A 12,011-nucleotide genomic window follows, 5' to 3' on the forward strand; every position below is an offset into this window, starting at 1 on the left:
TGCACAAGGCGGGGAGTAGGCTTTTTAGCATTCCATGAGTGCGCACCAGCTTCGGTGGGCATCTTGTTTGGGATAAGAGTATGTTCATCCAGCCTCTGGTGCCTGTCGGGCATAGCCTTCTTTTTTCTTTTCTGCTGGCTGCCTCTCCTATTCTCGTGACGCTGTTTGTCATGGGGGTGCTGCGCCGCCCGGCGTGGCAGGCCACGCTTGGTGGTCTGCTCGTAGGGCTGGGCATGGCGGTGGGCGTATGGGGCCTGCCCGTGGGGCTTGCTGCCGCCAGTATCAGCAATGGCGTTGTTTTTTCTCTCCTGCCAGTCATGTGGATCGCGCTTTCGGCGCTGTTCCTGTTTAACGTGGCGATGAAAAATGGCCGGTTTGACGCCTTTCGTGGCTGGATTTTGCGGCATGTACCCAATGACCGCCGCATTATGCTGGTGGTACTGGGCTTTTGTTTCAGTGCCGCACTGGAAGGGGTGGCGGGGTTTGGTACGCCTGTGGCCATTACCAGCGCCTTGCTGATCATGCTGGGTTTTCCCGCTCTTGATGCCCTGACCTATGTGCTGATTTTCAATTCAGCCCCTGTGGCGTTTGGGGGGCTGGGTATTCCGGTTACGGTGCTTGGCTCCATTACCGGCCTGCCTGCGGATGTGCTGGGGGCGACAATCGGCCGCCAGTTGACACCCTTTGCCTGCCTTATTCCTTTTTATGTCATGGCGCTGTATGGCGGCTGGCGCTCCATCCGGCAGACATGGCCGGTGCTGCTGGTGGCCGGTGGCAGCTTTGCCCTGACACTGTTGCTGGTGTCTGGTGCGGGGCTGTACAGTCTGAGCAACGTGCTGTCTTCCAGCGTGTCGCTGGTGGCAACCATTCTGTTCCTGAAAGTCTGGAAACCCGAGCCAGATGCCGCGCATGCGATTGATCTTGGCGCAGTGGCGCAGGAAGAAAAAACGCCTTCCGCCGTGCCGCTGTGGCAGGGCTGGATTCCGTGGGTGACGGTTATTGTGGTGGTGATCGCATGGGATGCGCTGCATATCGCGCATATTGGCGCAACACCCATTCACTGGCCGGGGCTGGATAAGGCGGTGTATATCTCGCTTTATAACACGCCGTATGCGGCGGTCTGGAAGTTCGAGCCTCTGGGCACGGGCACGGCCATTCTGGTGGCGACCTTCATTACCGCCCTGCTGACCCGCACCACACTCGCGCAGCTCGGCGCGGCCTTGCTGACCACCCTGCGGCAGGGCTGGCTTGCGGTTGTAACCGTGGCGCTGACAATCGGCCTTGCCTATCTGATGAACTATTCCGGCATGACCTATACGCTGGGCTATGGCATTTCATCCGCAGGGATGGTGTTCCCGCTTGTGTCGGTCTTCCTTGGTTGGATTGCGGTGTTCCTGACCGGCAGCGATACATCGGGCAATGCGCTGTTTGGTAATCTGCAGGTGGCAGCCGCCCATCAGCTTTCGCTTGATCCGGTTCTGTTTGCGTCGGCTAATTCTTCTGGTGGTGTTATGGGCAAGATGATTTCGCCCCAGAATATTACCACCGGTGTCGCGGTTACGTCCCTCAAGGGGCAGGAGGGCGTAGTGCTGGCCCGTACGTTCCGCCACAGTCTGGTGCTGACTTTCAGCATTGGTGTGGTGGTGGTGTTCCAACAGTTCGTGTTGCGATAAAGCCTGCTCTGTAGCCGTTTTGTGCGGCTTTCCCTTGTCTGTCGGGGGAAAGCCGCACGATCAGCAACGGGCTTTATGAGACAACGAGACGGCCGATAATGCGGGGGCTGACAGAGCCACCGATCCAGATTTCTCCATCCGCCGCCTGTTCCACGCATACGCGACCAGTTCGGCCCAACACCGTGCCCTGACTGGCGATATAGCGTGATGGCGCGGCCCCTCTTTCAATCAGCCATTGGGCGATACTGGCATTCAGGCTGCCGGTAACGGGGTCTTCCCACCCCTGTCCTTCGCCTGCAAAGGCTCTGATTTCGAACTGGGCTTCCGTGCCATCGCGCACAGGGTCCCATGCGCCGACAACGCCCACCATATGCCCGTGCAACAGAGTCCACTCCGGCTGGATAGCCAGCACGGCCTCACGGTTTTTCAGGTGGAGCGCTATCCAGCCGGGGCCGTTATCAGCCCATGCCGCAGCGAGAATATCGCCTGCTGTCAGGCCCAGACTTTTGATAATGGTGGCCAGAACATGCGGATCGACCGCCCCTGTCCGGCACCGTGGTGGTGCGGCAAAAGCCAGTTGGCCTGCCTGCGCACGTACCGGGATAAGCCCTGCACCACATTCCTGCATGATGTGTTCGGCCTGTGGTCTGCCCCCCAGTGCCTGCCAGACAGAGGCGCTGCCTAATGTCGGATGTCCTGCAAATGGCAATTCCGTGTGCGGGGTAAAGATACGCACGCGGTAATCTGCTTCGGGGTGCGTAGGTTTTAGCAGAAACGTTGTCTCACTCAGGTTTGTCCAGTTCGCGATCTGGGCCATCTGGGTATCGGACAGGGCATCCGCCCCCACGACAACGGCAAGCGGGTTGCCCTGAAACGCTTCGCTGGCAAAAACATCAACCTGCTGAAATGTCAGATCCATTGCGCTGGAAGTTCCGCACGTGAGCGCCGGTTTTGCATCATCCATGGTTTTTCCTAATTGTTTCAGTCAGGCTGCGGTTTTGTGTGGACTGCCGATGCTGATGGCAAGAAATGCCGCGATAACGCCTGTAATGCCTGCCAGAATAAGCATATCCTGATAATTACCTTGTGCTTGCCGCAACAATCCTGCGAGAGAGGCTGCGCAGGCCGCCCCGATCTGATGTCCGAAAACGATCCAGCCAAAAATGATGGGCGCTGAGCGCTCCCCAAACGCCATATTGGAAAGGCGCAGGGTGGGTGGAACCGTTGCAATCCAGTCAAGACCGTAGAAAATTCCGAAAATTGTCAGGCTTTCAGGCGAAAAATCAATAAAAGGCAATGCAATGAGAGAGGCACCCCGCAGGCCATAATAGGAAAACAGCAGCCAGCGTGCATCAAACCGGTCTGTCAGCCAGCCGGACAGGGTGGTGCCTACAAGGTCAAACAGCCCCATCATGGCTAAATAACCCGCTGCCGGAACCTCCCCAATGCCATGATCGGCACAGATAGCAATGAAATGTGTGCCGATCAGACCGTTGGTGGTGAAGCCGCAGACAAAAAAAGTTGCGAACAGAAACCAGAAATCCCGCATGCGCGTGGCGGCCAGCAACGCGGTTATAGCCGTGCGGAGTGGGTTCTGATCCGTATGGTGTAGTGGCTTATGGTCTGCCTGCGCACCGTGAGGTACCAGCCCGCGATCTGCTGGGTGTTCAGGCAGAAAAAGCGCGATAAGCGGTGCCAGTATCAGGGTTGTTGCCGCCACAGCCATGACCGGGGCGCGCCACCCAAAGTGGTGTGCCAGTGCGGCAAGGCCCGGTAGAAAAAGGAGCGAACCCGTAGCCGTGCTGGCGGCCAGCAAACCCATGATCGTACCGCGCCGGGCGATAAACCAGCGGTTGACCACCGTGGCCCCCAGCACCATAGCCACGGCACCCGTGCCAAAACCGGTGAGCACACCCCATGTCAGGAAAAACTGCCAAGGCTGCGTCATGCCCAGTGACAGCATTGTTGAAAGGCCAATCAGCAGCAGGGCGCCTATGAGCATGCGGCGGATGCCCAGTGTTTGCATGAGCGCTGCCGAGAAAGGCCCGACAAGACCGTATAGAAATATACCCGCCGCCGCCGAGAGCGAAATACTGCTGCGGCTCCAGCCCAGTGTATCCTGCAAGGGTACCATCAGCACGCCGGGTGTTGCCCGAACACCTGCGGAAACCAGGAGCGCAAGAAATGTAAGTGCTACCACAAGGACAAAAACATGCGGCCGTTGTGTGCTCTTGTTTCGGGGGGCGGAACTCATCATAGTAATGACCGGTCAGTTATATTCTCCTGACCATAGGTACCGATCGGTAACATCGTCAAGCTGCGAGTTCAGGCATGTCGTCTCACAAAGCTGTTGCCCGCCCGTGTGCGGCCGATAAAATCCGCAGTTCGGCGCGTGATCTGTTTTACAGTCAGGGAATCCGCGCCGTGGGGGTGGATGAAATCGTGCATAAGGCGGGTGTCACAAAGCCTTCGCTTTACCGGGCGTTTGACTCCAAGGACGGCCTGACAACCGCTTATCTGAGCGATTACCAGCAGGAGTTCTGGGACAGGATTGCGGTAATCTGCCATGATCATCCCGATAACCCTCGCGCACAGCTTGTGGCGTATTTTGATGGTCTGGCGTGGCGGGCAAGCCAGCCGGGCTATCGTGGCTGTGCGCTGACCAATGCAATTGTCGAATACCCGGAGCCAGAGCATCCCGTGCGTCAGGAAGCCGCCCGTCTGAAGCAGCAAATCCGCGAATGGGTAAAACAGAAAGTCTGCGCCTTGTCGGTTTCTGATCCCGATCTGCTGACAGATGGGCTTATTCTGTTAATGGAAGGTACCTATGGGGGCGGGCAGGTTTTTCGCGCACCCGGCCCCGCTGCACAGGTGGGAAAACTGGCGCGCTTACTGCTGTCCTCCTGAGTGCGGCGGATTGCATTGTTCCTGATTGATGTAGGCAGTTTCATGCCTGATTAAGCAGGGCGTGTAGCCGCTTGCGCACACCATCTGATAGTCTTTGCATGCGTCTGGCTATCTGAACAGGTAGAGCCTGCCCCACATGGCGGCAGGGAGGACGCGCACCAATGCGCGATTCAAAATCCTGCCGCTGATGGACGGGCAAAGGCCTGACAATATAAGGCGTAATGCCGTTTTCCCAATATCTGTCCATGGTCTGGTCAATGGGCATGAAAATATGCTGCCCGTAACGTAGCATTTTCTCAGCGCCTTCTTTGCGGATCAGATAGGCACCAAAACCCAAAACATGTGTGTGCAGGCGATAAAGCCCGGCATGATCAAGCTGCTTGACGCATTTTCCTTTGAACTTTGGCGTTTTGGCTTCACGCACCCGGCCACGGAGCGATTCAAGACGTACTACCAGCCACTCGGGAGAGGTTTCGGCAATCAGAGCCTGAATGATACCGGGCAGATCAGGGCTGATGGCAATGTCATCTTCCATGATCAGGGCTACCGGTATGTCTTCACGCACCATGCGTTCGTACAGACGGTAATGGCTCAGATAACAGCCGATTTCCGTATCCATCATGTCCACGCCATAAACACGCAGGGCTTTCTGGCGGTCGTACAGGGCACGGTCGGCGGGGGTGAGTGCCCGGCCATTCACGGCAGGCACGAACTCGGCGTCCAGCCCCAACGCTTCAAGCTGGGTTTGCATATGGGCGCGGCGAGCGTGATCATGTTCGAGATTGATGACAAAACGACGAAGGAACGACACCGATCACTCCTGAAAACTCTGGACGGCCCTAGGCGTGGACAGTGTTTTTTATCCGATACATGCAGGGATTGCACAGGCTTTATTACTGACGGCTGTCGTATTGGCGCTGAGCTTCCAGCACGTGCTCGATCTGGTCTTCCGCCCATGAAAGCAGCGGGGCGATCCGGTTTGACAAGGTTTCGCCCAGTGTGGTCAGGGCGTATTCCACAGTCACTGGCACGGTGGGGAAAGCCGTGCGGCTGACAAGACCGTCACGCTCCAGCTTACGCAGGGTCTGGCTGAGTGCTTTTTGCGAAATCCCCTCGATTTCGCGCCGCAACTGGTTAAACCGGCACGGGCTGTGCCGCAGAACCCGGATGATCAACAAAGTCCATTTGTCCGCCAGCCGCTCGAAAACCATTCTGGCCGGGCAGTTTTTTGCACAGACATTGTACTGGTCGGCTGTCTGGTCTGTGGGGCTGGTCGTTTCGGACACGCGGCTTTCTTTCGGGGATGGTTACCGCAAGGTAACTTCTTGTTGGGTAAGTTTCAAAATTATACCATGCGGGCCGCGTATCCGTCGATACGTCTAACAGAGGCAGGAACGATCATGGCGAAAACGGTCATTGTTTATTTTTCGGGCTACGGCCACACCAAGCAGATCGCGGAAGCAGCAGCGCAGGCCACGGGGGCTGAACTGGTCGAAGTCGATGCGCAGGGTGATGTAGCAGAAGCCGGATGGGCCGCACTGGATGCAGCAGACGCCATTATTTTCGGAGCACCGACCTATATGGGTTCCGTGCCGTGGCAGTTTAAGAAATTTGCTGATGCCACATCCAAAAAATGGTTTACCCGTGCATGGCAGGACAAGGTATTCGGTGGCTTTACCAACAGTGCAAGCCTGAATGGCGATAAGCAGGTTACCCTGATTTTTCTGCAAACGCTGGCCTCGCAGCAGGGTGGTATCTGGGTCAGCCTTGGTCTGGCTCCGGCCAACACCAAAGGGGCTACCCGTTCTGACATCAACAACCTTGGCGGTTCTGTTGGTGCTCTTGTGCAGAGCCCGGCCGATGCCAGTGTGGATGAAATCCCCAGTGGTGATGTCGAAACCGTCAAGCTGTACGCCGCCCGCGTGGCAGAAATTGCTACCCGCCTGCATGGCTGAGGCATAAAAAAGCCGGGCGCAGCCAGCAAGCTGCGCCCGGCCAGTCAGGCCGGTATCAGGGGAGGGGGATTATTCCCACTCTATTATAAATAGCCATAAAAAATAAGCAAAAACAATATGTTGCGGAAAGACAATTACGAAAAGCCATGAAAAACACCATTCTCAGAAAAATTGACTGCATACAGCAACCTCACGACGAGCCAATCCGCAAGCCATCCTTGTCAGTCGTGTTGTTGAAGTTCACCTCCCCGTTTGGCGAAACGGCGAAGTGCTTTTTGGCGAATCGAATGCGTAAAGCCTCATCCCAAGCCAGATTGTCGAGATTCAGTGTGTCCTTAGTTTCGCGCACCAAATACAAGCGCTCTGTCCCGCTCTCATCACACACAATCGCCCAGTCCGGTGAGTACTCCCCCACCGGGGTCCGAACCTTGAATCGGCGAGGGAGCTTTGTAAAGAGCTTGATCCGATCCCGGTCGTTTTCCAGCTGCTCAGCAAAATGTCGTTCGACATGGCTGTCGTAGTCGACGTGATCGAAGAGGTTCAAGCCATCATCAGGCGCAGGGGCTACGCCCGATTGGGGAGCAGGCTTTCCTGCCTCAACCTTCGGCACAATCTTCGCCTCCACTTCCAAGAAAATGACATTGGCGTCCCACCAAGTGTCCTCATCCATCGGCTCGTACGTGATGTTTTGCACCATCTGCTCGATAACCACCACGCGAATAGCCTGGGCTGTCACGCGGGCCCAACGGTCCGGGTCATGGATAGCTGCCGCCTTAAAAGCATCAGGAATAGCTTGAAGAACAGCTACGACCGTTGGGCGAGTGAGTTGCAAGGGAAACTTGCCGTAGAGTAGTTTATCCTCAACAAGCTGCACGACATTGGGCAGACGCTGACCGGCCACTAGGACCTTCTCTCCTGCACCATCACTGACCGAGCTGTCTTCAGTGATGACCAAACCATTGTCGTCGTAAACAAGTTCGGCCGACTGCACTACATTCGCGCGAGCCTTGATGAAGCGAAGATCGTCCAAATGTTCTGAAGCAGAAACCGCAGCAATAAGCGCAGGTGTGTCCACCGACACACGATAGATTGCCCGATAACGAATGCGGTTCCACAGAGCTGCAAACTCAGGACTTTCGAACATTGACGAGCGCCGACGGATCACAACTTCAGAGTTCGCGTCCTCGACATCAGGGGCCGTACCTGCCTTCCCGCCTGCGGCTATGTATTCCGCATTCAAGCCTTCCCGAAATTCGGCGAATGACTCGTCAACAACCAGCGTCAAGCGATTGAAAGACGGGTCAACTATTCGATTGCCGCTTTGATCAACCGGTAACCTCAAACCACGGCCGATCTGCTGACGACGCTCGGTATCAGATCGCGTATGTCTCAGAAATCCGATCTGGAAGACGTTAGGGTTGTCCCAGCCCTCACGCAGCGCCGAATGGGAGAAAATAAAAGCGTGCGGGTTGGCTTTGTCTAAGATCAGTTCCTTGTGTTCAATGATCTCCTTGTAGGCTCTGGCCTCAAATTCGGCTTCCGAAGCCAAACCACCTTTGGTGTCCTTCAAGATACCGGTCTTCGTTGAAGGAAAATAAGCTACCCGCAGCTCCGCAGGATTTGGTATCTTGTCTTGGTCTCCGCCCGCTCTAACCCATTCTTCGCGGAAGATGCTGTCAAACATTTCCGGCAGGGGAGCGTTGTCACCAACATAGTCAGCCACGCGCTCCACAAAGAACAGGGAAAGAACCTTTACGTCTACCTGGGCGGCGTTGAGAGTCGATTGACGGGCCAGATGGGTACGGATGGTTTGTCGAACCTGGTCGCGCCATGTCGACAGCTGGTCAACCCCGATCTCTTCACCCAAGCTCAAGGTCAACCCGTTTTCGAACACCATTCGATCGGGCTTGCGAAGGATATTATCGACAACCAGGCCGCGATACTGCTCCAGACGCCCTGACTCATCGTAGATATCGTCTCCCACACTTACGACGATTTCCGTGCGTTGCGGACTATTGTTGGTGGCTTTGTCTATCATCAGCGTCGAAAAAAGCTTCTTACTTTTGCTGACGACCTTCTTGAAATGCAGGTACGGCTGGCCATCGGACCCTGCAACAATACCTTTAACTGCCACCCGCTTGACCAAGCCAATTTCGGCCGCTCGTTTCGCACCAAGCCGATGAACAAGATTGAAGGTCTCCTTGTGCGTGGCACTGTAACGCAACACCACTAGTGGATTGAGTGTTGCAATCGCCCTCTTGCGAAGCGGTGTGGCCATGTTTTGCGGTTCATCGATCAGAACAATGGGTTTAGCCTGCGCAATTTTCTTGATCCCAGAGGTAGCTTCGCCCCAGATGCGTGCCTGCTCGGGTGAGAAATACAGAGTGTTGGTATCTGGCTTATCTAAAAGCTGGATGCTGGCAACCAAGAACTGCACCGTGCTGGAAGGGTCAACGAAATCATCCAGCGCCCGACTTTCACCCATGACGTTCCAACCGTAGGATAGGTTCGGAAACTTACTTCGAAAGTGATCGTAAGTCTGTTCGAAAGTCTTGAGTACACCAGCGCGGATCGCAACCGAGTGCACTAAGATAACGAATTTTCGGAGTCCGTAAGTTTCGGCAAGACGCAGTGCTGTAGCGATGTAGACATAGGTCTTGCCGGTTCCAGTTTCCATCTCCACAGAGAAATTCGGGAACTCGCGCGTGTTATCCTGTAAATCCTCTTCGTTCATGAGAACCAATGTGTCCTGAGTGTCCACATCCTCACGAGCGGTGACCGACTTCAGGTTAGCGGCCAGCGTCTGATTGCTCAGCTGAAAGCCCTGATTTCCATCGGCTCCGGGCGCCTGACCGGCCACGATATTGGCGGGTGGCAGCAAGGCCCCCTCGAACAAGTCAACGACGGCATCTATAGCAGCCACTTGGTGAGGCTGATCATCAAAGCGAAACTTCACGAGCCACCCGTTCCAGCAAAATAAGTTTGGAGCGCAGACGAGGCGCAAGCGTCAGGGTTACGGCATTGTCCACCTTGTCACCACGCAGTATCAGCGTATCGTCTTCCGTGAGACCGATGTGTTCCGCCGTCTTGAGAGTAAAGGGGTCCAGGCAAACAAATAGTCGGCTTAGATCGTCTTCTTTCGCAATGACCGGACGAAACTCGTAGATCGTGATACCTTCGTGCTTGTAGTAAGAAACTTGGGCATCTAAGCGGCAGTCTGTTGCCTTGAGTGCCAATTCCCATGCAAGCGCGACAGGGTCAGCTCCTTCCTTCACAGGCGGCATCCCGGCCTCAGACAGCATCATGGACAACTGTTCGTTGGCATCCTGCCCTTTCTTGGCAAAAACCTGCTTCTCGATCACCAAGTTCGTCTCACGCGTCCTAAAAACCCGGAAACCCAACTCTCCGTCCAGTTGTGCGGATACTCGCCGAAGGCGCTCCGCTGTAATCTCAAAGATCGTAGGGTAGCCTTCACTCAGTGTATTTTTGCCTGACTCAGTTGAGATATCTGGCGACTCCGGGCGCTGTACCAGAACCCAATGACGCGTTTTGCCATCTTTCGGATTCTGCTCCCAGACGGCGTGACCGGAAGAGCCAGACCCCGCGAAGAAATCAAGAATCAAATCACCGTCGCCGGTTAGGGCGTGGAACAATCGAGCCAAAACATCCGTGCTCTTGGGATCATCAAAAACCTTGGCTCCCATCAGCTCATCAAGCACCTTGGAAGCAGAACGGCGATCACGATAAAGGACAGAAGGTGGAGCCCACGTTTCCCTCATATGCAAATACGCTTTGATCTGCACCCGCTTGGTTTTATCCTGAGGGTATATTAGGCGATCATCTGCATCGAGTTCTTCCATCCGCGACTTTTCATATCGCCAACCGTTATCCGGGGGGCTATATCCTTTCCAGTCATAAATAAGGTTCTCGCGGTAGTTCGGGCTAGAAATATTGTCTGGAAACCAGATGCCTCTTTCGTCGATACGATCATAGTGGCTATGAGCCTTCGAAGGGTTCTCGTCGGCAAGCGATCTATACCATCCCTTCAAAGCCTTTGTTGCGGCATCATAGTCCGAGCCAAACTTTTCACGGAGTTCATCAACCTTGGCATAAACCGGCTCTAGCCCCTCCTTGCGCTCACGCCAGCGAACATCGTTGCTGCGCAGCCATTCACGGTCACGCGCATAGACGAGGATGTAATCCTGACCTCCTCCCATAAGTTTGGAGTCGCCCTTGCGAGCGCCTCGCCACGTGATCATGTCCACAAAGTTTTCGGCTCCGAAAACTGCGTCGAGCAGAAGACGCAAGTGGTGGACTTCGTTGTTGTCGATGGAAGCCAGAAAAACACCATCCCTCCGCAGAAGGTGCCGTGCCACCATAAGCCGAGCGGACATCATCGTCAGCCAAGGTGCGTGCTTGCGACCACCCTTTTCCTTCTTGGCGGTTGTGGCCTGCCCCTGTTCGTCAACCTGCCCGGTCGCAATCAGGTATTCGCTCTCGGACACAGAGAAATTATCGTCATAGGTAAAGCTATCACCCGTGTTATACGGAGGGTCGATATAGATCAGCTTGACGGCACCCGCGTAGCCGTTCTTGAGAAGCTTCAAAACCTGAAGGTTATCACCTTCAATCAGCACATCGCCAGCACCTTCCCAATTAACAGACGCGTCGATGTCTGGAATGAGCGTCGCAGTGGTCGGTGCACGCGCTTCAGTGCGTGCTTGCCCCATACCCGGCCAGGTGAATGAGAAGGTCTCAGTGCTTTCCGTCAATCCTAAAGCGACCAGCAGCTGTCCCTGATCAAGCTCACCATCAGGGAATGCCTCCGGGAGCAAGTCTCGAAGTTGGGAGAGCAAATGATCGTACCCGTCCCCCGTTCCCAGTGGGACTTGGGGCGCATCCTGCCCGCCCGCGTTATTCTGCTTATCTGCGCTCATTCTTGCCTTCCAATCAGCCGCTCCTTGACAGCAGCTTGTATTCAGCCTGCTGCCACTTTATGGGCGCAGACACAGCCCTTTAACACGCTGCGGAAATATCTCCGATTTTTCGATCGGCTCTTTATATATGACCGAAGGACGAACCTTTATGGGGCTTCCCTTCTCGGCCACTTCTGTGCCAGTTCGTCCGTTTTGGGCGGATTTGCAGGTACTATCACGCCAACGCCAGCAGCTTTGGTAACCTGACAAGGTTATAAGCGGTAGCTGTCAGGGCAAACATCCAACCGACGCGATCTGCCTCGCAGTGGCGGGTCTTACGTAGTCCGCCACTGGTCTTGACCCGAGCATATCCGATACGCTGTTTCACTAACAGAACCGAGACATTGAAACTTAACGGGTATATTAACCCGCTGCGCCCTTTGAGACTACACCGCAGTATCCATTTTCCACATGTCCAAGAAAGAACCGTTTCCTGGACAATGCAGTAGGCGTTCTAACGTCGAATTAGGCTCAGGACCTATTAATTGATTGAACTGAGT

General features: G+C 55.2%; 9 protein-coding genes and 1 pseudogene. 3 read left to right on the plus strand and 7 right to left on the minus strand.

Annotated elements, in window-relative coordinates:
- The first annotated feature begins 80 nt into the window (after positions 1-80).
- Positions 81-1,673: an L-lactate permease gene (locus tag J2D75_RS12050; RefSeq protein WP_207855062.1), complete on the plus strand. Its 1,593-nt coding sequence runs from the start codon at positions 81-83 to the stop codon at positions 1,671-1,673.
- A 73-nt stretch (positions 1,674-1,746) separates the two neighbouring features.
- Here the strand turns inward: J2D75_RS12050 and J2D75_RS12055 are convergent, their stop codons facing one another.
- A complete protein-coding gene (locus J2D75_RS12055) occupies positions 1,747-2,592 on the minus strand; it encodes a PhzF family phenazine biosynthesis protein (protein WP_207855063.1) in 846 nt (281 codons plus the stop codon).
- Between the two features lie 66 nt (positions 2,593-2,658).
- A complete protein-coding gene (locus J2D75_RS12060; protein WP_265783029.1) occupies positions 2,659-3,873 on the minus strand; it encodes an MFS transporter in 1,215 nt (404 codons plus the stop codon).
- A 131-nt stretch (positions 3,874-4,004) separates the two neighbouring features.
- Here J2D75_RS12060 and J2D75_RS12065 point away from each other — a divergent pair, with 131 nt between their 5' ends.
- A complete protein-coding gene (locus J2D75_RS12065; RefSeq protein ID WP_207855064.1) occupies positions 4,005-4,580 on the plus strand; it encodes a TetR/AcrR family transcriptional regulator in 576 nt (191 codons plus the stop codon).
- Between the two features lie 40 nt (positions 4,581-4,620).
- Here the strand turns inward: J2D75_RS12065 and J2D75_RS12070 are convergent, their stop codons facing one another.
- Positions 4,621-5,391 carry a glycosyltransferase family 25 protein gene (locus J2D75_RS12070; RefSeq protein ID WP_207855065.1) on the minus strand — a complete coding sequence of 257 codons (771 nt, stop codon included), beginning with the start codon at positions 5,389-5,391 and terminating at the stop codon, positions 4,621-4,623.
- An 82-nt stretch (positions 5,392-5,473) separates the two neighbouring features.
- Complete coding sequence (locus J2D75_RS12075; RefSeq protein ID WP_341534978.1) at positions 5,474-5,866, minus strand: winged helix-turn-helix transcriptional regulator; 393 nt, start codon at positions 5,864-5,866, stop codon at positions 5,474-5,476.
- A gap of 114 nt (positions 5,867-5,980) precedes the next feature.
- On the opposite strand from J2D75_RS12075, the gene J2D75_RS12080 reads away from it, so the two are divergent.
- Positions 5,981-6,535, plus strand: a complete 555-nt coding sequence (locus tag J2D75_RS12080; RefSeq protein WP_207855066.1) for a flavodoxin domain-containing protein — start codon at positions 5,981-5,983, stop codon at positions 6,533-6,535.
- 190 nt (positions 6,536-6,725) lie between these two features.
- Here the strand turns inward: J2D75_RS12080 and J2D75_RS12085 are convergent, their stop codons facing one another.
- From J2D75_RS12085 to J2D75_RS12095, 3 genes and pseudogenes are all read right to left on the minus strand, one after another.
- The gene (locus tag J2D75_RS12085; RefSeq protein ID WP_207855067.1) at positions 6,726-9,491 is read right to left on the minus strand and encodes a restriction endonuclease; all 2,766 of its coding nucleotides are present in this window, start codon (positions 9,489-9,491) and stop codon (positions 6,726-6,728) included.
- Positions 9,475-11,472: a site-specific DNA-methyltransferase gene (locus J2D75_RS12090; RefSeq protein ID WP_207855068.1), complete on the minus strand. Its 1,998-nt coding sequence runs from the start codon at positions 11,470-11,472 to the stop codon at positions 9,475-9,477. Before J2D75_RS12090 ends, J2D75_RS12085 begins: the two co-directional genes overlap by 17 nt.
- A 214-nt stretch (positions 11,473-11,686) precedes the next feature.
- A pseudogene (locus tag J2D75_RS12095) lies at positions 11,687-11,809 on the minus strand (IS5/IS1182 family transposase); the annotation flags it as partial.
- Positions 11,810-12,011 lie beyond the last annotated feature (202 nt).

Origin of the sequence: Acetobacter suratthaniensis (assembly GCF_017377745.1) — a bacterium.
Lineage (GTDB): Bacteria > Pseudomonadota > Alphaproteobacteria > Acetobacterales > Acetobacteraceae > Acetobacter > Acetobacter suratthaniensis.